The sequence below is a fragment of the Streptomyces coeruleofuscus genome (assembly GCF_039532725.1).
Lineage (GTDB): Bacteria > Actinomycetota > Actinomycetes > Streptomycetales > Streptomycetaceae > Streptomyces > Streptomyces coeruleofuscus.
Window position 1 is genome coordinate 560,885 of the sequence record NZ_BAAASE010000002.1, and the last position, 22,707, is coordinate 583,591.

Here is a 22,707-nt window from a genome sequence, read left to right on the forward strand (position 1 = left end):
AACAGGAATCACAGCGTCCGCAGCAGCACGGCCGGTTGTTCCACGCAGTCCGCCACGTAGCGCAGGAAGCCGCCCGCCGTGCCGCCGTCGCACACCCGGTGGTCGAAGGTGAGCGAGAGCTGGACGACCTGCCGCACCGCGAGCTCGCCCTCGTGCACCCACGGCTTGGGGACGATGCGGCCGACGCCGAGCATGGCCGCCTCGGGGTGGTTGATGATCGGTGTGGAGCCGTCGACGCCGAAGACTCCGTAGTTGTTCAGCGTGAAGGTCCCGCCGGTGAGCTCCGCGGGCGTCAGCGTCCCGGTCCGGCCCGCCTCCGTCAGCCGGGCGAACTCCGCGGTCAGCGACTCGGCGTCGCGCGCGTGCGCGTCCCGGACGACCGGGACGACGAGCCCCCGGTCGGTCTGCGCGGCGAAGCCCAGGTGCACGCGGTCGAACCGGACGACCTCCCTGGCCTCCGCGTCCACGGTCGAGTTGAGCTCGGGGAAGCGGGCGAGGGCCGCCGTGCAGATCCGGGCCAGCAGGGCCAGCAGGGAGATCTTCGGGCCGCCGGCCGCGTTCATGGCCGTGCGTGCCCGCATGAGCTCCGTGGCGTCGGCGTCCACCCAGCAGGTCGCGTCCGGGATCTCGCGGCGGCTGCGCGCCAGCTTGTCGGCGACGGCGCCCCGGATGCCCTTGAGCGGGGTGCGGATCTCGCCGGGGGCCGCTGTCGCGGCGGGCTGCGGTGCGGGGGCCGTGCTCGTCGGCTGCGGCACGGGGGTCTGAGGCTCCGCCGCACCCGATCGGGCAGCGGCTCGCAGGGCGTATTCGACATCCGCCCGCAGGATCAGCCCGTCGGGGCCGGACCCGGTCAGCTCCCGCAGGTCGAGGCCGTTCTGCCGGGCCAGCCGGCGGACCAGGGGCGAGATCACGGGGACGGGGCCGTCCTCGGTCTCGGGAGCACCGGCCTGCCCGTTCACCGCCGCCGGGACAGCGCCCTGCCCGTTCACCTCCCCGGAGCCCGCCGTGGACGCACCGGACACCGGCCTGCCCTGACGCACCCTGCGTCGCCGCGCGGGCGCCTCGGACGTGCCGTATCCGACCAGGACGTTCCCGGAACCCTCGGCACTGGCGGACCCGGCACCGGACGTCGGCCGCTCCCCCACCGCCACCGTGATCAGCGGTGCGCCGACGGGCAGTTCCGTGCCCTCCTCGCCGTAGCGGGCCGTGACCACACCGCCGTAGGGGCAGGGCACCTCGACCATCGCCTTGGCCGTCTCGACCTCGACGACCGGCTGGTCGACGGCGACCACGTCGCCGACCTCGACCAGCCAGCGCACGATCTCCGCCTCGGTGAGCCCCTCGCCCAGGTCGGGCAGCTTGAACTCCAGCACCTGTGCCATCAGCTCTCGGCCTCCCACTGAAGACGCCCCACGGCGTCCAGGATCCGGTCCACTCCGGGCAGGTGGTGGCGCTCCAGCATCGGCGGCGGATACGGGACGTCGAACCCGGCCACACGCAGCACCGGCGCCTCCAGGTGGTGGAAGCAGCGCTCCGTGACCCGGGCCGCGATCTCCCCGCCCGGGCCGCCGAAGGAGCCCGACTCGTGGACGACGACCGCGCGTCCCGTCCGCCGCACCGAGGCGCACACCGTCTCGTCGTCGAACGGCACCAGGGAGCGCAGGTCGACGACTTCGAGGTCCCAGCCCTCGGCCCGGGCCGCCTCGGCCGCCTCCATGCAGACGGGGACGGACGGCCCGTACGTGATGAGCGTGGCGCTCCGGCCCGGGCGCCGCACCACCGCGCGGCCGATCGGTTCGACGGGCGCCGGATCGTCGGGGTTCCAGGAGTCCTTCGACCAGTACAGCCGCTTGGGCTCCAGGAAGACGACCGGGTCGTCGGAGGCGATCGCGGCGCGCAGCAGCCCGTAGGCGTCGGCGACGGTGGCCGGCGTGACGACATGGAGCCCCGGAGTCGCCATGTAGTACGCCTCGGAGGAGTCGCTGTGGTGCTCGACGCCGCCGATGCCGCCGCCGTAGGGGACGCGGATGGTGATCGGGAGCGGCATCCTGCCGCGGGTGCGGTTGCGCATGCGGGACACGTGCGAGATGAGCTGCTCGAACGCCGGGTAGGCGAACGCGTCGAACTGCATCTCCACGACCGGGCGCAGGCCGTACATGGCCATGCCCACCGCCGTGCCCAGGATCCCCGCCTCGGCGAGCGGGGTGTCCGTGCAGCGGTCTTCGCCGAACTCCTTGGCGAGTCCGTCGGTGACGCGGAAGACGCCGCCGAGGGTGCCGACGTCCTCGCCCATGACGTGCACGGCGGGGTCGGCGGCCATGGCGTCGCGCAGGGCGCGCGTGAGGGCCTGCGCCATGGTGGCCGGCTTGACGGCGACGGTGGTCATCGGTGCGTGCCCCCCTCCGGCTCGGCCTCGGCCTCGGCCTCCAGCTCGGCGCGCAGCTGGTCCCGCTGGTCGCGCAGCTGGGGGGTGGGCTCGGCGTAGACGTGGGCGAACAGGTCCATGGGGTCGAGGACCGGGTCCTGGTTCATGTGCTCGCGCAAGGAGGCGGCCATCGCCTCGGCGGCGTCCCGTGCGGCCTGCTTCCCGGCCTCGTCGAGCAGGCCGCGCGCGGTCAGCTCCCGCTCCAGCAGCTGGATCGGGTCGTGCTCGCGCCAGGCCTCGACCTCGGCGTCGCCGCGGTAGCGGGTCGCGTCGTCGGCGTTGGTGTGGGCGTCGACGCGGTAGGTGATCGCCTCGACGAGGGTGGGTCCGCCGCCCGCGCGGGCGTGGCGCACGGCGTCGCTCAGCACCTCGTGCACGGCGGCGGCGTCGTTGCCGTCGACCAGGCGGCCCGGCATGCCGTAGCCGACGGCCTTGTGGGCCAGCGAGGGGGCCGCGGTCTGCTTGGCGAGCGGGACGGAGATCGCGAAGCCGTTGTTCTGCACCAGGAAGACGACCGGTGCCTGCCAGACGGCGGCGAAGTTCAGCGCCTCGTGGAAGTCGCCCTCGCTGGTGCCGCCGTCGCCGACCATGGCCAACGCGACCACGTCGTCGCCCTTGAGGCGGGCGGCGTGCGCGAGGCCCACGGCGTGCGGCAGCTGGGTGGCGAGCGGGGTGGACAGGGGGGCGACCCGGTGCTCGTACGGGTCGTAGCCGGTGTGCCAGTCGCCGCGCAGCAGCGTGAGCGCCTCGACGGGGTCCACACCGCGGGCCACGACGGCGAGCGTGTCGCGGTAGCTGGGGAAGAGCCAGTCCCGCTCCTCCAGCACGAGCGCGGCGGCGATCTCGCAGGCCTCCTGGCCGGTGGTGGAGGGGTAGACGGCCAGGCGGCCCTGCTTGGTGAGCGCGGTGGCCTGCGCGTTGTAGCGGCGACCGCGGACCAGCTGGGCGTACAGCGTCCGCAGCAGCTCCGGGTCGGCCTGCGCGGCCGCCTCGGTGCCGAGGACGCGGTACGGCTCGGCGTCGGGCAGCAACGGCGCGGGGTCCGTGCGGGGCTGCCAGGCGGGCGGCGGGGTCGGCCGGTACGCGCCCCGCTGCTCCATGACCGTCATGACGGCACCTCCTCGTGGGAGCGGCTTCGTGCAGGCGCGTCGGCTGTGATGCGCCTCACCTACCGATTGTTCGGTCGTCGGCACATTTTGGCTACGGGTGCCCTCAGGCTGTGGACAAACGGTTCTCCACAGCCTGTGATGGACGCAGTACGTCCATGGCAGGGAGGCGGGCGCAGGTGGCATCTGAACAAATGGCCGAAAGCCAGGACGACAGCGTCCTGCCGCCACCGCCGCGTCCGCTGGACGCCATCGACCAGGACATCCTGCGCATGCTCCAGGCGGACGGCCGCGCCTCGATACGGTCGGTCGCCGAGCGGGTCCACGTCTCGCGCGCGAACGCCTACTCCCGCATCAACCGGCTCGTCGAGGACGGCGTCATCCGCGGCTTCGGCGCCCGCGTCAACCACGAACGGGCGGGTCAGGGAACGTCCGCCTACATCACCCTGAAGATCGTGCAGAACTCCTGGCGCACGGTCCGCAAGGAGCTCAGACAGCTGCCCGGCGCCTCGCACATCGCCCTGGTGGGCGGGGATTTCGACGTACTGCTGCTGGTGCACGTGTCCGACAACCGGGCGCTGCGCGAGCTGGTGCTGACCCGGCTCCAGGCGATCCCGCAGGTGCTCAGCACGCGCACGCTGCTGGTTTTCGAGGAGGAGGACCTGGAGCCGCAGGGCTGAGCTCAGGCGCTCTTGCGGAGCCCCCCGAACGCCAGCCGCACCACCGCGTCGGCCACCTCGCGCTCGTTCATGCCGCGCCCGCCCGGCTTGTACCACTCGACGATCGAGTTGATCATCCCGAAGACCAGCCGGGTCACCAGCCGGACCTCTATGTCGCCGCGCACGTCCCCGTCCGCCGCCGCGGCCTTCAGCAGATCGGCCACCCGGTGGTCGAAGTCGCGGCGGCGGTCCAGGGCCCACCGCTCGGTGTCCGTGTTGCCGCGCACGCGCAGCAGGAGCGTCACGTAGGGCAGCTCGGCTATGAGCACCTCGACCATGCGCCGGACGACGTACTCCAGACGCTCGGCGGCACGCCCCACGCGCGCGTGCTCCTCGTCGAGGATCCCGAAGAGGCCGTCCAGGGCCCGGCTCACGGCCCGGCGCAGCAGCTCCTCCTTGCCGGTGACGTGGTGGTAGATCGACGACTTGGAGATGCCGGCCGCCTTGGAGAGGTGCTCCATGGAGGTGCCGTCGTAGCCGCGCTCGTTGAACACCCGGACGGCGACGGACAGCAGGGTGTCCGGCGTGTAGGTGTCGCGCTTGGCGGTGGTCATGAGGCTGTGCCCTCCCGCTTGTCGGAGGCGTGGGCGTGACGGTACAGCGCGAGGGACGGCGCGTAGCGCCCCGAGGGGTCCCGCAGGTGCAGGTCGTCCAGGAGCGCGTAGGCCCAGTAGCGGCCGAGCCGGCGGCTCCACTCGAAGGGACCCAGGGGGTAGTTCACGCCGAGGCGCATCGCGGTGTCGACGTCCTCCTCGGTGGCCACGCCCTTGGCGACGGCGTCGTGCGCCAGGTCGATGATCCGCGCGACCGTGCGCGCGACGATCATGCCGGGGACGTCACCGATGACGCTGACCTTCTTGCCGAGCGCCTGGAACAGGCCGACGGCCTCGGCGAGGGTCTGCGGGGAGGTGTCCTGGGACGCGGACAGGGCGATCCGGGTGGCCTTGCGGTAGTCCAGGGCGAGGTCGAAGTAGACGACGTCCCGGAACTCCACGGAGGTCTGCCCGTCGGCGAGGGCGAGCTGGCCGCCGCTCGGCAGCACCATGCGGGTGCCGTTGTCCTCGTCCTCGTCGCGCACCGGGATGCCCGCCTCGCGGATCAGCGCGAGCAGGTCACCGGCCGGGCCCAGGTCGCCCTCGGCGACGACGTACGCGGGCGGCTGCCGCTGCTCCGCGGTGTCCGGCTCGGGGCGCTCGGCGCCGTCCCCGTGGTCGTACCAGCCGTGGCCGGTCTTGCGGCCCAGCCGGCCGGACTCGACCAGGCGCCGCTGGGCGAGGGACGGCGTGAAGCGCACGTCCTGGAAGAAGGACTGCCAGACCGACCGCGTGACGGACTCGTTGACGTCCTGGCCGATCAGGTCGGTCAGCTCGAACGCGCCCATCCTGAAGCCGCCCGACTCGCGCAGCACGGCGTCGATGGTGGCCGGGTCGGCGCCCTGCGCCTCGTAGACGGCGAAGGCCTCGGCGTAGAAGGGCCGGGCGATGCGGTTGACGATGAAGCCGGGGGTGTCCGCGCAGGCGACCGGCGTCTTGCCCCAGGCGCGGGCGGTCTCGTACGCGCGCGTGGCGTACGTGACGTCGGTGGCGAAACCGGAGACGACCTCGACCAGCGGCAGCAGCGGGGCGGGATTGAAGAAGTGCAGGCCGACGAAGCGGCCGGGGGAGCGCAGGGCGCCGCCGATGGCGGTGACCGACAGGGACGAGGTGTTGGTGGCGAGCAGGCAGTCGTCGGCGACGATGTCCTCCAGCCCGCGGAACAGGTCCTGCTTGACGTCCAGCCGCTCCAGGACCGCCTCGACGACCAGGGCGCAGTCCGCCAGCTCGGAGAGGTCTTCGGCGGGCAGCAGCCGGGCGCGGGCGGCGTCCCGGTCGGCACCGGTGAGCCGGTCCTTCTCGACGAGCCGGTCCAGTCGGGCACCGATCGCGTCGGCGGCCTCCCGTGCGCGCCCGGGGATGGTGTCGTACAGCCGTACGGGATGGCCCGCGACCAGCGCGACCTGGGCGATTCCCTGGCCCATGGTGCCGGTGCCGACGACGGCCACGGGGCTGCTGAGGTCGAGTGCTGTCATGTGCGCGATCCTCCCGCACGGGGTTTTCCACAGATGCGGCGGACCCCCTTGAACCGACCGATCGTTCGGTTACTCTAGCTCTGTCCGAGTGTTCCTGCCCAGGTTTCTGCCCAGGTCATGAACTCGACGAGGAGTTCTTGAGACGAGGAGTTGGTCACCCATGACCGCCGCACTCTCGGCGCACGAGCTGATCGCCCGGCACCGGTCCACCCTCGACCAGGCGCTGGAAGCGATCCGCACGCGCGCGTACTGGTCCCCCCACCCCGAGCACCCCAAGGCCTACGGGGAGAACGGCAGCCTGGACGCGGCCGCGGGCAAGGCCGCCTTCGACGCCCTGCTCGGCACCCGCCTCGACCTCGGCCAGCCGGGCACGGACGACTGGGTGGGCGGCGAGACGTCCCCGTACGGCATCGACCTGGGTGTGACGTACCCGCACGCGGACCTCGACGTGCTGCTGCCCGCGATGAAGGCCGGGCAGCGAGCCTGGCGGGACGCGGGCGCCGAGCAGCGCGCGGTGGTCTGCCTGGAGATCCTCAAGCGCATCAGCGACCGGACGCACGAGTTCGCGCACGCGGTCATGCACACCTCCGGCCAGGCGTTCATGATGGCGTTCCAGGCGGGCGGGCCGCACGCGCAGGACCGCGGCCTGGAGGCGGTGGCCTACGCCTACGTGGAGCAGGTGCGCACGCCCGACAACGCCGAGTGGACCAAGCCGCAGGGCAAGCGCGACCCGCTGGCCATGACCAAGCAGTTCACGCCCGTCCCGCGCGGCATCGGCCTGGTGATCGGCTGCAACACCTTCCCGACGTGGAACGGCTACCCGGGCCTGTTCGCCTCCCTGGCCACCGGCAACGCGGTCCTGGTGAAGCCCCACCCGCGCGCGGTGCTGCCCCTCGCCCTCACCGTGCAGGTCGCGCGCGAGGTGCTCGCCGAGGCCGGCTTCGACCCGAACCTGATGGCGCTGGCCGCGGAGCGCTCCGGCGAGGGCATCGCCAAGACCCTCGCGCTGCGCCCCGAGATCCGGATCATCGACTACACGGGCTCGACCGAGTTCGGCGACTGGCTGGAGGCCAACGCCCGCCAGGCGCAGGTCTACACGGAGAAGGCCGGCGTCAACACGGTCGTCGTCCACTCCACGTCCGACTACAAGGGCATGCTCTCCAACCTGGCGTTCTCGCTGTCCCTCTACAGCGGCCAGATGTGCACGACCCCGCAGAACCTGCTCGTCCCGCGCGAGGGCATCTCCACGGACCAGGGCCCCAAGTCGTACGACGAGGTGGTCGCGGATCTCGCGAAGTCGGTGGACGGGCTGCTGGGCGACGACGCCCGGGCCAACGCGCTGCTGGGCGCGATCGTCAACCCGGACGTGAAGGCCCGGCTGGAAGCCGCGCCGGGGCTGGGCGAGGTCGCCCTGGCCTCCCGGGAGATCGCCAACCCGGACTTCCCGGGCGCGGTCGTCCGCACGCCGGTGATCGTGAAGCTGGACGGGGCCAAGCCGGACGCCGAGGCCGCGTACATGAGCGAGTGCTTCGGGCCGGTCTCCTTCGCCGTGGCGGTCGACTCGGCGGCGGACGCGGCGGAGCTGCTGCGGCGGACCGTCCGTGAGAAGGGCGCGATGACCGTCGGGGCGTACACGACCGACCCGGAGGTCGAGCAGGACGTGCGGGAGGTGTGCCTGGAGGAGGCGGCGCAGTTGTCGCTGAATCTCACCGGTGGGGTGTACGTGAACCAGACGGCCGCGTTCTCCGACTTCCACGGCTCGGGCGGTAATCCGGCGGCCAGCGCGGCGCTGTGCGACGGGGCGTTCGTGGCCAACCGGTTCCGGGTGGTCGAGGTGCGGCGGGAGGCCTAGGAGCTCGGGAGGTGCGGTGATTGCGCGGCTGCCGGTGCGTTGTGGTTCGTCGCGCAGTTCCCCGCGCCCCTGAGAGCCACACCGCAGCTCCAGTGGTACAGGGTCATCGCGACACTCGTCGCCAGGTTGTAGCTGGAGACCTGAGGACGCATCGGCAGGGACAGCAAGTGGTCGGCCCGGGCGCGCAGCTCGGGCGACAGGCCCGTGCGTTCCGAGCCGAAGGCCAGGACGGCGTCGTCCGGGAGCTTCATGGCCCGGATGTCATCGCCCTCGGGGTCGAGTGCGAACAGCGGGCCGGGCGGCAGGCCGGGCACCTCCAGCCGCTCCACCGCCGTCGCGAAGTGCAGCCCGGCCCCGCCGCGGACGACCGTGGGGTGCCAGGGGTCGACCGTCCCGGTGGTGACCACGCCCGTCGCCCCGAAGCCGGCCGCCAGGCGGATCACCGCCCCCGCGTTGCCCAGGTTGCGCGGGTTGTCGAGGACGACGACGGGGGCCGTGCGGGGCGTGTGCACCAGCTTCTCGAGGTTCGACTCGCGGGAGGGCCGTACGGCCAGGGCGGCCACGGCGGTGGGGTGCGGGCGCGGGACGAACGACGCGTACGTCTCGTGCGGCACCTCCGTCAGCAGCCCGGCCAGCGCGTCCCGTACGTCCGGGGCCAGCTCGTCGGCGAGGTCGAGCGTGGCCGCCCGGTCGGCGGTGACCGCGACCGGCACCTCGGCGCCGAACCGCACGGCGTGCTTGAGGGCGTGGAACCCGTCGAGCAGGACGGTGCTGTCGGCGAGCCGGCGCCAGGCGGTCACGGGGTCGGTCATGTCCCGAAGCCTACGTGCGTGGCCTCGGGGCGATCATGGACGTGCTGCTCGGGAGCCTGTCCGGGCCCGCGGCGCCGCAGCAGCCGGTCACGGGCGCGTGCCGCCCGGCCGCCCATGCGGCGCAGAAAGGCCGTCGGCAGGAACACCGCGTCCGCCGCGATCATCGCCAGCGAGAAGAACGGCAGTCCGAGGACGACGGCGATCACGGCGTGCTCGGTGATCATGACGGCCAGCAGGACGTTCTTCACCCGCCGGTTGAACAGCGTGAACGGAAAGGCGACCTGCACCAGGACGGTCCCGTAGGTCACGAGCATCACCATCGTGCCGCTGGCGGACAGCAGGTCGGCGAGCCCGGGCCAGGGCGAGAAGTACTCCAGGTGGAGCGGGTAGTAGACGGCGGTGCCGTCCTGCCAGCGGGAGCCCTGGATCTTGTACCAGCCGGCCGTCGCGTAGATCAGGCACGCCTCGGCCATGATCACGAGCAGGGCGCCGTTGTGCACGATGTCGGCGACCACATCGAGCATGATCCGCGGTTGACCGGGCTTCGCGCGGCGCCCGGCCAGCCACCACAGGGCCTGCGTCACCCACACGGCCCACAGCAGCGTCGGTATCAGCCAGTCGCCCTCCATCCGGCCGGCCAGGGTCGCCCCGGCCAGCACGAGCCCCAGCACACCCCACAGGGCCGGGCCGGTCCGGTCCGTGACCCGCTCGCCCCGCGCGTGGGCCGCCCGGGCGCGCCTGGCCCGGCGGGCGTCCAGCGACCACACCTGGGCGCAGCGCGTGAACACCAGGTAGACCGACATCAGGTGCAGCACGTTGTCGCCGCCGTCGCCCATGAAGACGCTGCGGTTCTGGAGCGACAGCACACCGACCATGAACAGCACCGACATGGTGCGGGTGCGCCACCCCAGCATCAGCAGGGCACTGGCGAGGACCGCGAGCAGGTAGACGATCTCGAACCAGGCCCCGCCGTCCGACCACATGAGTGTGGTGAAGGCCTTGTTGGTCCCGATGAGCTGCTCGGCGAGACCCCAGCTCCAGGGCCCGTCGGGGCCGTAGAGCTCGTGGCGGTGGGGGAACTCGCGCAGCAGGAACAGCAGCCAGGTGGCGCTGAAGCCGATGCGGATCACGGCGGTCTGGTACGGGCCGAGGGCGGCCTCGGTGACCCGGGCTATACCGCGCGAGGCGGCCAGGGAGAAGCGGTTCACCGCACGCCACCCCCGGCCTCGTCCTCCGGCACCGGCCACCACGGCAGCTCGCGGTAGGCGGGTGTCGTGGAGACCTTCTCCCGGCTCCACTTCGGCGGGGGCACGTTGCTGGTGCGGGAGCGGACCTGGACGCGCTCGATGGTGCCGACGCCCCCGGTGGCGGCCGCCACGGCGTCGTCGCGGTCGAGGCGCAGCACCACGATCCGGCGCAGGTACGACTCGGAGAGCGAGCCGCGCAGACTCACCGGGCGGTTCTCGCTGTCGTGCGTGGCGAGGAAGAAGTCCCAGGCGCGCCGCAGCTCGTTCTGCTGGGTGTGGCTGGGCAGCAGGTTGCCGTCGATGGCCCGGCCGTCCTCGGCGGACAGGTCGTACCAGCCGGTCGTCAGCGTCCCGCCCTCCCCGTCCCGGACCTCGGCACGGACCTGGATCGAGATGTTCTGCTGGAGCGGGTTCGGCGCGAAGAGCTTCCAGTTCTGTTCGAACTCCGGATAGATCCAGTCGTCCACGGCCTTGCCGTGCTCCCTGGTGACGGTGTTCGGCGGCGCGACGTGCAGGAACATCATTCCGACGTGCACACAGACCCCCACCGCTACGACCGCGAGCGCCAGCGCGACACCGATCCGGTAGGGGAGGGAGAGCGCGGCGACACCGGCGGGGGGATCGGTGGGCGGTGGCGGCTCGGCAGGCCCGCCCGACCCGGCCGGCACACCCGGCTCGGCCGGCCCGTCCGGCCCGTGCCGGGCGTCCGAGCCTCCGTCGTACGCGTCCATTCAGCCCCGTTCCACGATCCCGGTCCGTCGTTCCGTCCGCCCGGCCGCGAGGGCGTCGTACCGCCCGCGCACCGCTGCGCGACGTCGGCACGGGCACGGTACTCAGGCCGCCCACCCGGGCACAGCCTCTTGCGCCGGTTCCGACCGTGGCCGTCACCACATCGCGGAAGCCGGCCCGAAGCCGGCCCGCGGGTGATCGGAAGCCGACCGTACGGCGCTCGCGGCGGCCGGAGAGCGGCGGTCCCCCTGGTCCACAGGGGACCCCCGCAGGTTATCCACAGGGCGCCCGGACAGGTCGCCCACAGGAGTGACACCCTACGGTGCCCGCCCGCACATCCATTCCCTTCTTCTAGAACCTGTTCTATCTTGCGGCCCGTCAGCTCACGTAGCTCACGTCAGCTCAACAGGACCGGCCGGAAGGACAGGCACCGTGGACTTCACCTTCACCGAGGAGCAGCAGGCCGCGGCCGAGGCGGCGAAGGGCGTGTTCGCCGGGGTCGCGCCCGACGCCGTGCCCAGTCCGGCCCTCACCCCGGGCGCCGTCGCCGACGCCTGCGACCGCGCCCTGTGGGCGAAACTCGCCGACGCCGACCTGCTGAGCCTGCTGCTGGACTCCCGGTACGGCGGGGCCGGACTGGACGCGATCGCGCTGTGCCTGGTGCTGCGGGAGTCGGCGCGGGTGCTGGCCAGGGTGCCGCTGCTGGAAAGCAGCGCGGCAGCAGCCGCCGTCCAGGCCTTCGGCGGCGAGGAGGCGAAGTCGGCGCTGCTGCCCCGGGCGGGCCGGGGCGAGCTCGTACTGACCGTCGCCGCGCACGGCCGCACCGGCCACGACCCGGCCGAGCTCGCCGTGACCGCACGGCAGGACGGCGCGGCGTGGGTGCTGGACGGAGTGCAGACGGCGGTGCCGTGGGCGTACGACGCGGACGTCACGGTCGTCCCCGCGCACACGGCGACCGGGCGGACCGTGCTGGCCCTGGTCCCGCGGGGGCACGAGGGGACCGTCCTGGCCGAGCAGTTCTCCACGAGCGGTGAGCGGCTCGGCGAGCTGCGGCTGGAGTCGGCGCGGCTGGCCGCCCGGGACGTGATCGACGCCGACGGCGCCTGGGAGTGGCTGCGTGACCTGCTGACCACCGGGACGTGTGCGCTGGCGCTCGGGCTCGGGGAACGCGTGCTGCGGATGACCGGGGAGTACACGAGCGAGCGGGAGCAGTTCGGCTTCCCGATCGCGACCTTCCAGGCCGTCGCCGTGCAGGCCGCCGACCGCTACATCGACCTGCGCGCGATGGAGGCGACAATGTGGCAGGCCGCGTGGCGGATCGCCTCTGGGGCGCCGGGCGCGCTGCCCGCAGCCGGTGATGTCGCCGTCGCCAAGATCTGGGCGGCGGAGGGCGTACGCCGGGTCGTGCAGACGGCACAGCATCTGCACGGCGGATTCGGCGCCGACGTCGACTATCCGCTGCACCGGTACCACGCCTGGGCGAAGTACCTGGAGCTGTCACTCGGCCCGGCAGCGGCGCACGAGGAGGCCCTGGGCGACCTGCTGGCCGCCCACCCGTTGGCCTGAACCCACCGGCGGGCGGGCGCCACGGGCGGGCGGGCGCCAGGCCGCTAGGGCCGCTACAGCCGCTCAGCCGCTCAGCCGCTCAGCCGCTACAGGACGAACCCGGGCTGCCCGTCGTCCGTCACGACGGGACGGCCCGCCGCCTCCCACACCTGCATGCCGCCGTCGACGTTCACGGCGTCGATGCCCTGCTGGGCCAGGTACATCGTGACCTGGGCAGAACGCCCGCCGGAGCGGCAGATCACATGGACCCGGCCGTCCTGCGGGGCGGCCTCGGTCAGCTCCCCGTACCGGGCGACGAACTCGCTGATGGGGATGTGCAGCGCCCCTTCGGCGTGACCGGCCTTCCACTCGTCGTCCTCCCGGACGTCCAGCAGGAAGTCGCCGTCCTTGAGGTCCGCGACCTCGACCGTGGGCACACCAGCTCCAGAACTCATGCCTCCGACGCTACCCGAAGCGGCCCGGCCGGGCCGCGGCTCAGCCCTCCGCCAGCAGCGCGGCCAGCTCCCGCTCCCGCTCGGTGACCTGCGTGAGCAGCTGCTGCCCGATCTCGTCCAGGAGGCCGTCCGGGTCGTCCGGGGCCAGCTGGAGCATGTGGCCTATGGCGCTCTCCTCCAGCTCCTTGGCGAGCAGGGCGAGCAGTTCCTTGCGCTGGGCGAGCCATTCGAGGCGGGCGTAGAGCTCCTCGGCGCGGCTCGGGCCCCGCTTCAGCTCGGGCCCCTTGGCCCACTCCTCGGCGAGTTCGCGCAGCTCCGCCTCGTCGCCCCGGGCGTAGGCGGCGTTCACCCGGGTGATGAACTCCTCGCGCCGCTCGCGTTCCTTCTCCTCCTGCGCCAGGTCCGGGTGGGCCTTGCGGGCCAGCTCGCGGTAGAGCTTGCGGGCCTCCTCGCTGGGGCGGACCCGCTGCGGTGGCCGGACCGCCTGGTCCGTGAGCATCGCCACGGCCTCCGGGAAGAGACCGCTGTCGTCCATCCAGCCGTGCAGCAGCTCCTCGACGCCGGGGATCGGCGCGAGCCGGGCCCTGGCCTCCTCCGCCCGGCGCCGGTCCTCCGGGTCGCCGCTGCGGGCGGCCCTGGCCTCGAGGATCCGGGCGTCCAGCTCCTCGAGCCGGCCGTAGAGCGGACCGAGCTTCTGTTCGTGCAGCCGGGAGAAGTTCTCGATCTCGACGCGGAAGGTCTCCACCGCGATCTCGTACTCGATCAGCGCCTGCTCGGCGGCCCGCACGGCCCGCTCGAGCCGCGCCTCGGGCCGCGCCGCCTCGCCTTCGGTATGCGCCGCGCCGCCCTCGGGGCGGTCCTCGCCGCCCTCGGCACGCGCCGCGTCACCTTCGGGCGTCACCTGTTCCTCACCGGCGCCGCCACCACCCTGCTCAGCTTCCGGGGTCGTCACCCGACCAGCGTAGGCCACGGCCCGACCGCTCCCGTGCTCCGGACAACCACACGCCCGATGTCCCTCAGGTTTCAGACCCCCATCTCCGCGGCGACCTTCCCCGCCCGCACGCCCGCCACCAGGTCCGCGTGGTCCGCCTCCGTACGGTCCGCATAGGCGACGGCGAACGCCGCCATCGCCTCGTCCAGCTCCTCGCTCTTGCCGCAGTAACCAGCGACGAGGCGGGGGTCGGCACTGTGGGCGTGGGCGCGGGCCAGGAGGGCGCCGGTCATCCGGCCGTAGTCGTCTATCTGGTCGGCGGCCAGGGCGGCCGGATCGACGCTGCCCTTGCGGTTGCGGAACTGGCGGACCTGGAAGGGATGCCCGTCGACCGTTGTCCAACCGAGCAGGATGTCGCTGACGACCTGCATCCGCTTCTGCCCCAGCACGACCCGCCGGCCTTCGTGGTCGACCACCGGAGCGTCGAAACCGGCCGTCACCAGATGCGGCACCAGGGCCGACGCCCGCGCCTCCTTGACCTGGAGCACCAGCGGCTCACCCCGGTGATCCAGGAGCAGCACGACGTAGGACCGGGTGCCGACACTGCCGGTGCCGACGACGCGGAACGCCACGTCGTGCACCGCGTGCCGGGCGAGGAGGGGCAGGCGGTCCTCCGGCAGCGTGCCGACGTACTCCTCCAGGGACGCCGCCACCGCCGCGGCCTCCGCGTCCGGGACGCGCCGCAGCACCGGCGGGGCGTCGACGAAGCGGCGCCCGCCGTCCTCCGTGGCCTCCGTCGACCTTGCCGCGAAGCGGCCGCTGGTGTTGTGGCGGGCCTTCTCGGAGACCCGCTCCAGCGTGCCGAGCAGGTCGTGGGCGTCCGTGTGGGAGACGAGTTCCTCGTCCGCGATGGCGTTCCACGCGTCCAGCACCGGGAGCCTGGCAAGCAGCCGCATGGTGCGGCGGTAGGCGCCCACCGCGTCGTGGGCCGCCTTGCGGCACCTCTCCTCGTCCGCTCCGGCCTCCCGGCCGGCGAGCACCAGGGAGGCCGCGAGGCGCTTCACGTCCCACTCCCAGGGGCCGAGCACCGTCTCGTCGAAGTCGTTCAGATCGATGACCAGGCCGCCGCGCGCGTCGCCGTACAGGCCGAAATTGGCCGCGTGGGCGTCGCCGCAGATCTGCGCCTTGATCCGGGTCATGGGGGTGCGCGCCAGGTCGTAGGCCATGAGACCGGCGGCGCCGCGCAGGAACGCGAACGGTGTGGCGGCCATGCGGCCGACCCGGATCGGCGTGAGCTCGGGGAGCCGGCCGCGGCCCGACTCCTCGACCGCGCTCACCGCGTCGGGCCGGGACGTGTCCAGATCGAGCGTGGCGTGCGCGCGGCGTGGGATCCGCTTGCGCAAGGCCTTGCCCTCGTCCTTGGGCGAGCCCTCGGCGGGCCACTCGGCGAAACCCCGCACCCGGGGCAGCCGACGGGTCTCCCCATGTGCCGCCCCGCCTTCAGCCCCGGCACTGTCCCTGGTCACACCGACCGCCTCCCCCGCACGCGAACGAACATCAACTCGTGCGACCGTACAGCCGGTGGCCGAAACGCGTCAGACCCTGTGGACAACTCCACAGCTGTGGACAACCCGTGCGGGAATCCGGCGAAAGGCGACTCCTACGCCCCCGACGAGACCTGGGCCGGCACAGCCCCCTCCTGCATGCCCACCCGCTCACGCCCCGATCCCTGCTGCACCTGGGCCAGCACCCGCTCCGCCCGCTCCACCGAGATGTCGAGCCGGGCCAGCACCGCGGGGACGGCGATGCTCGGCAGGAAGTGTTCGAACATCACGACGACGCGGCGCTCCAGATCCTGCCGCTGGCACCGCAGCTGGGACAGCAGCTGCACCCCCGAGAAGCTGCCGACCAGCAGCTCCGCCGTCTCCGCCACGTCGACATGCGGCAGCAGTTCGCCCTGCGCCTTCGCCTCCCCCAGCCGCTGTACGTTCTGGTCGAACCACATACGGAAGGCCGGCGTGCGGTCGAGCTCCATGGCCCCCTGGTCGAGGGCGAGTCCCACACTGGCGCGAACCAGCGGTTCGGAGCGCAGCCGGCGGGCCAGCACCAGCCCGGAGTCGATGAGTTCCTGGAGCTTGCTGGACTGCGCCGGGAGCGTGATCGCGAGCTGCTCCTCGAACACCCCCACCGCCAGCTCCTCCTTGGAACCGAAGTGGAAGTACAGCGCGCCCTTGGTGACGCCCGCCCGGTCCAGGATCTCCCCGATGGTCGCCGAGGTGTAGCCGCGTTCGTCGAAGACGGCCGCGGCCGCTTCGAGGATGGTCCGCCGGGTGCGGATCGCGCGCTCCTGTCGCGCCATCGGGTGCCTCCTGATCTCCGTCGATTCCTGTGAAATCGCTGTGCGGCGGGGGCGCGGGAGCCTGTCCCAACGGTTCGGCCAACCCTTTGAAAAAAACCGGCTCGTCCGTATCTTAGTCAAACGCCGATCTCAGCCAGGCTGCCGATCCTGGGGGTTCTCATGCCGCAGTCAGAACCTTTAAGCGCACCCACGGACGATCAGACCGGACAGGAGTGCCGTCCGGCAAACAGATCCACTGCGGCCGTCGAGAACGCGCCACAAGCCGCAGCCGTCGATCCCGTCGATCCCCCCGAAGCCGCCGCAGCCGCCGCAGCCGTCGAACCCACGCAACCCTCCGAACCCACCTCGGTCACCAAGGAACTCGCCCACCGCACCACAGAAGCAGATGTCTTCCCCACCCAGTGGCGCCGTATCTCCGAAACCCGCTTCCGCTTCACCGCTCACTGGCCGGCCACGCATCCCTTCTTCGGCCCCGTGGACGACCACCACCAAGATCCGATGATCGTGGGAGAAACGTTGCGGCAGGCCTCGATGGTGCTCGCGCACGCCGAGTTCGGAGCCCCCGCCGACACCCACTTCGTCATGTGGGACCTGACGGTCCACACCGACCCGTCCGCGCTCCTGCTGTCGGACGCCGCCGAGCCGGTCGACGTCGACGTCGTGTGCTCCGAGATACGCCGTCGCGGTCGCGGCCTGCACAGCATGCGGACCACCATGGAGTTCCGCCGTGCGGGACGCTTCATCGCCCGCGGCACCGGCAGCACCGGCTGCACCTCACCGCTCGCCTACCGCCGTCTGCGGCAGAAGCAGCTGGCCGCACTGGGCACACCGGTGCCGCTGCTGCCGGGCATATCCCCGGCGCTCGCCGGCCGCTCCCGCGCCGAGGACGTCGTCCTCGCCCCCTCCGACCGCCCCGGCGTCTGGCGGCTGCGCGTGGACACCGGCCATCCCGTGCTCTTCCCGCGGCCCAACGACCACGTGCCCGGCATGGTCCTGTTCGAGGCGGCCCGGCAGGCGGCGGCCGCCGCGTCCGGCCGGCACCCCTTCCTGCCCCGCTCGATGACGGCGACCTTCGCCCGGTACGCCGAGCTGCACACCCCGTGCTGGATCGAGACGGAGGTGCTCGACGAGAACCCGGGAAACCCGGGGGATCCAGGAGATCCGGAAGATCCAGGAGAGACGACCGTCCGGGTATCCGGGCGGCAGGACGGTGAGTCCGTCTTCAGCGCCACGCTGACCTGCGCGCAGCCGGCCCGGGTACGGTCGCTGTCGTGACGGTCGATCTTCTGGTCACGGGCGGGAGCGGCTTCGTCGGCAGCAGGGTCGCGGCCGCCGCACACCGGCAACACGGCGTCCGCGTACGGCACTTGTCACGCCGTACCCCACCACCGGGAGCCACGCCCGGCACGTCCGTCCACGGCGATCTGTCCGACCCGCTCTCCCTGCGCGGCACCTGCGCGGGCGCCGACGTCCTGGTGCACTGCGCCACGCGGGTCGGCGGCGACGCCGAGACCGTCGAGGCCGTCAACGACCTGGGCACACGGGCCCTGGTCGAGGAGGCCGTGCGCGCCGGGGTGCGCCGGATCGTGTACGTGAGCACGGCCGCCGTGTACGGCCGGGGCCCCTTCCGCGGAGTGCGCCCCGGGGAAGTGCCGATCGCCCCGGCGTCGGCCACCAGCCGCACCCGGGCCGCCGCCGAACGGCACGTCCTCGACGCGGGCGGCCTGGTGCTGCGCCCGCACCTCGTGTACGGCGAGGGCGACCGGTGGGTCGTCCCCGGACTGGTGTGGCTCCTGGGCGAGTTGTCGGCGACCCTGACCGGCTGCGAGGCGCTCCAGTCGGTGATCGACGTGGACACCCTGGGCCGTGCGGTGGTGGCCGCGGCCCTGTCCCCGGCGCACGACGGCGGTGTGCACCACGTCAACCACCCCGAGCCCGTGGGGGCCTCGGACCTGCTCGGGGCGGCGGGCTCACTGCTGGGGGAGCCCGGCGGCGGTGCGGCGGTGGACGTCGCCACCGCCCTGGACCGGGCCGCCGGGAAGCCGCTCGCCCTCCATCACCTCGGCATGCTCACGGTCGACCACTGGTTCGTGGACGACGCCTTCTGGAAGGACCTCGACTGCTCCCCCGGCGAGGGATTCGCGGCCGGATTCAGACGCGCGGCACCCTGGTACCGCTCGTTCCTCCAAGGCCGGAAAGCCTCCTGATCGCCTCCGCCTCCTCCGCACGCGGGCCAGGTACCGGCCCGCCATCGCGGCCGTGCAGCAGCACGGGCAGCTCCTGGTGCCCCGTGGAGATGATGGAGCGCAGCCGCTTCGGAGGCCGGGACGGATCGGCCAGGGCCAGCCTCGGGAACCGGTCGAACAGGGACGTCAGAGCCACCGTCGCCTCGGCCATGGCCAGGGGCCGGCCCAGGCAGTGGTGCACGCCGTGACCGAAGGAGACGTGGTCGCGGCTGGTGGACCGGGTGACGTCGAACCGTTCGGCGTCCGGCCCGTGCCGCTCTGGGTCGCGTCCGGCACCGGCGAAGGAGACCACGACGGGATCACCCTTCGGGATCGTCAGGCCTGGTTCGATCTCGATGTCCTCGACGGCGTAGCGCAGGCCCGACATGGCACCGGGCGCCTCGAAACGCAGTGACTCCTCGATGGCGTCCTCCCAGGTCACCTGCCCGGAGCGGACGAGTTCGAGCTGGTCGGGGTGGGCGAGCAGGCTGTGCACGGTGTTGTCGATGAGGTTGACGGTCGTCTCGAAGCCAGCGGTGAGCAGCAGGATCAGGTTGTCCATCAACTCCTGTTCGCTGAGGCTGCCTTCGTCGTGCGCGGTCATCAGGGCCGTCGTGAGGTCGTCGGCCGGGTGCTCGCGCTTGTACTGGAGGAACGCGGTCAGCGTGCCGTACAGCTCGACCCCGTTGGCCTGGGCGTCCTCCAGGGAGATCGCCGTGTCGAAGAAGCGGTTGATGATGCGGTAGAGGGCCCCTCGCGGACCGTCCTCACCCGGCGGAACGCCGAAGAGTTCGCACACCACCTCGTGCGGTATCGGCGCCGCGAACGCCGCCCTCAGGTCGACGACTTCGCCCTCGGGGGTCCGCTCCAGGTCGTCCAGGGCCCGGTCGACGATCTCCTGGACGCGTGGGAGCAGCGCGTCGACGCGGCGCTTGGTGAAGGCGGCGGACATCGGCTTGCGCAGCCGGCTGTGGTCGGCGCCGTAGGCCGTGACCATGTTGCGCACCGACACCCAGATCGCGAGCGGCCAGGTGCGGGAGATGTCCCCGTTGATCCAGGCCGGCCAGTGCTGGAAGGCGTCCTTGCTCGTCTCGGGTCCGGCCAGGAGCCGCTTGTTCAGCTCCAGGCCGTTGATCCACCACGCCCGTACGCCGCCCGGGAGTTCGACCTCCACGGCGGGTCCCCGGGCCCGGATCCGGGCTATCTCGTCGTAGAGGTCCTGGCCGGACGGGTCGATCGCCAGGAAGGGGCAGGCCTGCTGTGCCATGACTCATCGCTCCTTGGTCCAGAGGCTGGGGAACCATCGTGCGATCGAAGTGACGAAAAAACTTGGCAACCGGTTTGTTTTGGCCACCACTTCAATGACTGCCGGCCATGGGAAGACCGACCGGAAGCCGTCCGGAAAGCCGACCGAAAGTCGACCGGGACGCTCGCTATCGCAGCGCGAGCCCCGCCCGGCCCGGTTCCTCCAACGCCCCGTCGGTGTCCCTGCCGACGTCCGCGTCACTGCCGATAGCCGCGTCCCTGCCGACGTCCGCGTTCCTGCCGGCCTCGGGCGCCGCGTGCTCCGGCTCCGTCCCGGCCGGGTCCAGCGCGCCGGCCAGGTGCGGGGCGGCCACGCACGGCAGGAGCAGGTGCCACAGGTCGGTCAGGGAGGGACGGGTGAGCCAGCCGGGGTCCTCCCGGGCCAGCACCTCGATGCCGGTCGTGGCGGCGAGGACGACGGCGCTGGAGCGGTGCGGCGGCATCCCGGCGGCGAGTTCGCCCCTGCGCTCAGCCTCGGCCAGCAGCGCGTGCACGCACTCCCGCCACTCCCGGCGCAGGTCCCGCACCCGCCCGGCGACCGCCTCGGCGTTGAGCCGCAACCCCGCGCGCACCACCACGTCGGCGCACAGCAGCCGGGCGACGTGGTGCGTGACGTCCACGAGGCGCTGGAGGGCGCACCCTTCGCCGCCGCGGCCGCGGCCCGCGACCCGGCGCAGGGCACGGGCGGCCGCGTGCTCGACGGCCTCGGCCACGGCGGCCTTGTTCGCGAAGTGGAAGTGCAGCGCGCCGGAGCTGACACCGGCTCCCGCGCTGATCTCCGACAGACTGGCCCGGACGTATCCCCGTGCCTCGAAGTGCTCGGCCGCCGACCGGATCAGCGCGAGACGGGTCCGGACGGCCCGGTCCTGTTTGGTCACCCCTGGCTCCCGTGGAGGGCTCTGATGGCGACGCAATGAAACCAACTCGCTGGTTTTTCCACAACGCGCGTATGCGTGGAAGGCATTGGGTCCGGCCGGGGCCGACCGCCAGGCCCGACCGCGCGCCTACGCCCGCAGAAACGCCAGCACGGCCAGCACCCGGCGATGGGTCTCGTCCGCCGGCGGCAGATTCAGCTTGGTGAGGATGCCGGAGATGTGCTTGCCGACGGCCGCCTCGGAGACGACCAGTTCGCGGGCGATCGCGCCGTTGGACCTGCCCTCCGCGATCAGCGCCAGCACCTCCCGCTCGCGCGGGGTGAGACGCTCCAGCGGGTCACGGCGGCGGCGCAGCAACTGCCGTACGACCTCGGGATCGACGACCGTGCCGCCGTCGGCCACCTCGCCGAGCGCCTCGACGAACTCTTCGACCTGGCCGACGCGGTCCTTGAGCAGATAGCCCACGCCCGTGCCGTCACCGGAGTCCAGCAGCTCGGCGGCGTAGCGGCGCTGCACGTACTGGCTGAGGACCAGGACGGGCAGCGTGGGCCGGTCCCCGCGCAGCCGCACCGCCGCGTGCAGGCCCTCGTCCTGGAACCCGGGCGGCATCCGCACGTCCGTCACGACCACGTCGGGGGTGTGCTCCTCGACGGCCGTGATCAGCGCCCCGGCGTCCCCCACGGCCGCGACGACCTCGTGTCCGCAGCGTTCGAGCAGCCCGACGAGCCCGTCCCGCAGCAGCACGCTGTCCTCGGCCAGGACCACCCGCAGCGGTCGCTCAACTCGCAGGGCCACAGGGGATCTCCACACGCAGCAGGGTCGGTCCGCCGGGCGGACTGGACAGGGAGAGTCTGCCATCGAGCACCGACACCCGGTCGGCGAGTCCGGTCAGTCCGCTGCCCTGCCCGGCCCGCGCACCGCCGCGCCCGTCGTCGTGGACCTGAAGGACCAGCCGGCCGTCGCTCAGTCCGCCGCTCACCTCCGCCCGGCTCGCCCCGCTGTGCCTGCCCACGTTGGCGAGCGCCTCGCACACCACGAAGTACGCGGCGGCCTCGACGGCTTGGGAGAGCCGCCCGGGCAGCTCCAGATCGACGTCCACGGGCACGGCCGAGCGGTCGGCGGCGTCGGCGACGGCGGCTTCGAGGCCGTAGTCGGCGAGGACCTTGGGGTGGATGCCGTGGATGAGCTCGCGCAGTTCCGCGAGGGCCGTGCCCGCCTCCTCGTGGGCCTTGGCGAGCTGGTCGGCCAGCGGGCCCGGCGGGGCGTCCAGCCGGGCCAGGCCCAGCGTCATCGTCAGCGCGACGAGCCGCTGCTGCGCCCCGTCGTGCAGATCGCGCTCGATCCGCCGCCGTTCCGCCTCGAACGCGTCCACCAACCGCACCCGGGAACGGGCCAGTTCGACCACCCTGGCCCCCAGGTCGGCCTCGTACGGGGCGATCAGCAGCCGCGCCAGCCCGGCCCGCGCACCGGCCGCGACGCCCAGCAGGTAGGCGCCCAGGGCGAGCAGGACCAGTCCGAGGACGGCGAACCCGACGGCGGCCGGCCAGGTGGTGACCAGCCACACCTTGAGCACCTTCGCCTCTCCGAGGACGGCCATGATCAGCGGAGTCGCCACCACGGAGAGCGGCCCCAGCAGGAAGGCGGCGAACGCGAGAGCGTCGACCGGCCACAACAGTCCCGCGAACAGCAGGGCGTGGCCCAGCTCCCGCCAGGTGGCCCGCTCCCGCAACCGGGTCGACAGCCAGGCCCGCAGCCCCGGCTCCCCGGGCGTCTCGTGCGGGTCGGACGCCGGCTCCGCGTCGACCAGCCGCAGCCGGAACCGCTCGAGAGCCGCCACCGGTATGCCCGCCAGGGCCGTCCCCAGCAGCAGGGGCAGCCCCACCAGCGCGAGGGCGAGCACTCCGCCGGCCACCACCGAGATCACGATCCCCACGAGCACGACGGCCCCGGTCACCGCGCCGGTGAGCAGGTATCCGGCCGACCGCCACGGCCACGCCCGCAGCAGATAGCCGGGGCGGGACATGGCCTGCCACACGTTCCGAGGATGCATGGGG

At 72.7% G+C, this 22,707-nt stretch carries 21 protein-coding genes; 5 read left to right on the forward strand and 16 right to left on the reverse strand.

Going from position 1 to position 22,707, the window contains the following annotated elements; all coding sequences use genetic code 11:
- Positions 1–8 precede the first annotated feature (8 nt).
- The 3 genes from ABFX81_RS09655 to pdhA are packed head-to-tail and all read right to left on the reverse strand — an operon-like array spanning position 9 to position 3,534.
- A complete protein-coding gene (locus tag ABFX81_RS09655; RefSeq protein WP_086846928.1) occupies positions 9–1,382 on the reverse strand; it encodes a 2-oxo acid dehydrogenase subunit E2 in 1,374 nt (457 codons plus the stop codon).
- Complete coding sequence (locus tag ABFX81_RS09660; protein ID WP_086846926.1) at positions 1,382–2,386, reverse strand: transketolase C-terminal domain-containing protein; 1,005 nt, start codon at positions 2,384–2,386, stop codon at positions 1,382–1,384. The genes ABFX81_RS09655 and ABFX81_RS09660 overlap by 1 nt, the downstream gene beginning before the upstream one ends.
- Positions 2,383–3,534, reverse strand: coding sequence for a pyruvate dehydrogenase (acetyl-transferring) E1 component subunit alpha (gene pdhA, locus ABFX81_RS09665; RefSeq protein ID WP_086846924.1), 1,152 nt, complete (start codon positions 3,532–3,534; stop codon positions 2,383–2,385). Before pdhA ends, ABFX81_RS09660 begins: the two co-directional genes overlap by 4 nt.
- A 191-nt stretch (positions 3,535–3,725) precedes the next feature.
- Here pdhA and ABFX81_RS09670 point away from each other — a divergent pair, with 191 nt between their 5' ends.
- Complete coding sequence (locus tag ABFX81_RS09670; RefSeq protein WP_086846922.1) at positions 3,726–4,211, forward strand: winged helix-turn-helix transcriptional regulator; 486 nt, start codon at positions 3,726–3,728, stop codon at positions 4,209–4,211.
- Positions 4,212–4,213: 2 nt separating this feature from the next.
- Here the strand turns inward: ABFX81_RS09670 and ABFX81_RS09675 are convergent, their stop codons facing one another.
- Positions 4,214–4,804: a TetR/AcrR family transcriptional regulator gene (locus ABFX81_RS09675; protein ID WP_086846919.1), complete on the reverse strand. Its 591-nt coding sequence runs from the start codon at positions 4,802–4,804 to the stop codon at positions 4,214–4,216.
- A complete protein-coding gene (locus ABFX81_RS09680) occupies positions 4,801–6,318 on the reverse strand; it encodes a 3-hydroxyacyl-CoA dehydrogenase (protein ID WP_086846917.1) in 1,518 nt (505 codons plus the stop codon). Before ABFX81_RS09680 ends, ABFX81_RS09675 begins: the two co-directional genes overlap by 4 nt.
- 160 nt (positions 6,319–6,478) lie before the next feature.
- On the opposite strand from ABFX81_RS09680, the gene paaN reads away from it, so the two are divergent.
- Positions 6,479–8,170, forward strand: a complete 1,692-nt coding sequence (paaN, locus tag ABFX81_RS09685; protein WP_086846914.1) for a phenylacetic acid degradation protein PaaN — start codon at positions 6,479–6,481, stop codon at positions 8,168–8,170.
- On the opposite strand, the gene ABFX81_RS09690 is transcribed toward paaN, so the two are convergent.
- The 3 genes from ABFX81_RS09690 to ABFX81_RS09700 are packed head-to-tail and all read right to left on the reverse strand — an operon-like array spanning position 8,167 to position 10,960.
- Positions 8,167–8,982: a TrmH family RNA methyltransferase gene (locus ABFX81_RS09690; protein WP_346137915.1), complete on the reverse strand. Its 816-nt coding sequence runs from the start codon at positions 8,980–8,982 to the stop codon at positions 8,167–8,169. The genes paaN and ABFX81_RS09690 overlap by 4 nt on opposite strands.
- Entirely contained in the window at positions 8,979–10,190 is a 1,212-nt protein-coding gene (locus ABFX81_RS09695; RefSeq protein WP_086852285.1) for an HTTM domain-containing protein, read from the reverse strand. The genes ABFX81_RS09690 and ABFX81_RS09695 overlap by 4 nt, the downstream gene beginning before the upstream one ends.
- Positions 10,187–10,960, reverse strand: coding sequence for a DUF5819 family protein (locus ABFX81_RS09700; RefSeq protein WP_086852282.1), 774 nt, complete (start codon positions 10,958–10,960; stop codon positions 10,187–10,189). Before ABFX81_RS09700 ends, ABFX81_RS09695 begins: the two co-directional genes overlap by 4 nt.
- Before the next feature lie 430 nt (positions 10,961–11,390).
- On the opposite strand from ABFX81_RS09700, the gene ABFX81_RS09705 reads away from it, so the two are divergent.
- Entirely contained in the window at positions 11,391–12,524 is a 1,134-nt protein-coding gene (locus ABFX81_RS09705) for an acyl-CoA dehydrogenase family protein (protein ID WP_086852280.1), read from the forward strand.
- Between the two features lie 86 nt (positions 12,525–12,610).
- Here the strand turns inward: ABFX81_RS09705 and ABFX81_RS09710 are convergent, their stop codons facing one another.
- From ABFX81_RS09710 to ABFX81_RS09725, 4 genes are all read right to left on the reverse strand, one after another.
- Entirely contained in the window at positions 12,611–12,940 is a 330-nt protein-coding gene (locus tag ABFX81_RS09710) for a rhodanese-like domain-containing protein (protein ID WP_086852278.1), read from the reverse strand.
- Between the two features lie 58 nt (positions 12,941–12,998).
- Entirely contained in the window at positions 12,999–13,910 is a 912-nt protein-coding gene (locus ABFX81_RS09715; protein WP_086852276.1) for a hypothetical protein, read from the reverse strand.
- Positions 13,911–13,981: 71 nt separating this feature from the next.
- Positions 13,982–15,415 carry a DUF2252 family protein gene (locus tag ABFX81_RS09720; protein WP_086852275.1) on the reverse strand — a complete coding sequence of 478 codons (1,434 nt, stop codon included), beginning with the start codon at positions 15,413–15,415 and terminating at the stop codon, positions 13,982–13,984.
- 134 nt (positions 15,416–15,549) lie between these two features.
- A complete protein-coding gene (locus ABFX81_RS09725) occupies positions 15,550–16,248 on the reverse strand; it encodes a ScbR family autoregulator-binding transcription factor (protein WP_086852273.1) in 699 nt (232 codons plus the stop codon).
- A gap of 159 nt (positions 16,249–16,407) precedes the next feature.
- Between ABFX81_RS09725 and ABFX81_RS09730 the strand changes: the two genes are divergently transcribed.
- The gene (locus ABFX81_RS09730; RefSeq protein WP_086852271.1) at positions 16,408–17,523 is read left to right on the forward strand and encodes a ScbA/BarX family gamma-butyrolactone biosynthesis protein; all 1,116 of its coding nucleotides are present in this window, start codon (positions 16,408–16,410) and stop codon (positions 17,521–17,523) included.
- A complete protein-coding gene (locus ABFX81_RS09735; protein WP_086852269.1) occupies positions 17,520–18,455 on the forward strand; it encodes an NAD-dependent epimerase/dehydratase family protein in 936 nt (311 codons plus the stop codon). The genes ABFX81_RS09730 and ABFX81_RS09735 overlap by 4 nt, the downstream gene beginning before the upstream one ends.
- Here the strand turns inward: ABFX81_RS09735 and ABFX81_RS09740 are convergent.
- The 4 genes from ABFX81_RS09740 to ABFX81_RS09755 all read right to left on the reverse strand — a co-directional run bounded on the left by ABFX81_RS09740 (position 18,400) and on the right by ABFX81_RS09755 (position 22,676).
- Positions 18,400–19,740, reverse strand: a complete 1,341-nt coding sequence (locus ABFX81_RS09740; RefSeq protein ID WP_086852267.1) for a cytochrome P450 — start codon at positions 19,738–19,740, stop codon at positions 18,400–18,402. The two genes, ABFX81_RS09735 and ABFX81_RS09740, sit on opposite strands and share 56 nt — an antisense overlap.
- Before the next feature lie 166 nt (positions 19,741–19,906).
- Positions 19,907–20,656, reverse strand: a complete 750-nt coding sequence (locus ABFX81_RS09745) for a ScbR family autoregulator-binding transcription factor (RefSeq protein ID WP_086852265.1) — start codon at positions 20,654–20,656, stop codon at positions 19,907–19,909.
- A gap of 126 nt (positions 20,657–20,782) precedes the next feature.
- Entirely contained in the window at positions 20,783–21,442 is a 660-nt protein-coding gene (locus ABFX81_RS09750) for a response regulator (RefSeq protein ID WP_346137993.1), read from the reverse strand.
- On the reverse strand, positions 21,432–22,676 hold the full coding sequence (locus tag ABFX81_RS09755) for a sensor domain-containing protein (protein ID WP_086852261.1): 1,245 nt from the start codon (positions 22,674–22,676) through the stop codon (positions 21,432–21,434). Before ABFX81_RS09755 ends, ABFX81_RS09750 begins: the two co-directional genes overlap by 11 nt.
- Positions 22,677–22,707 lie beyond the last annotated feature (31 nt).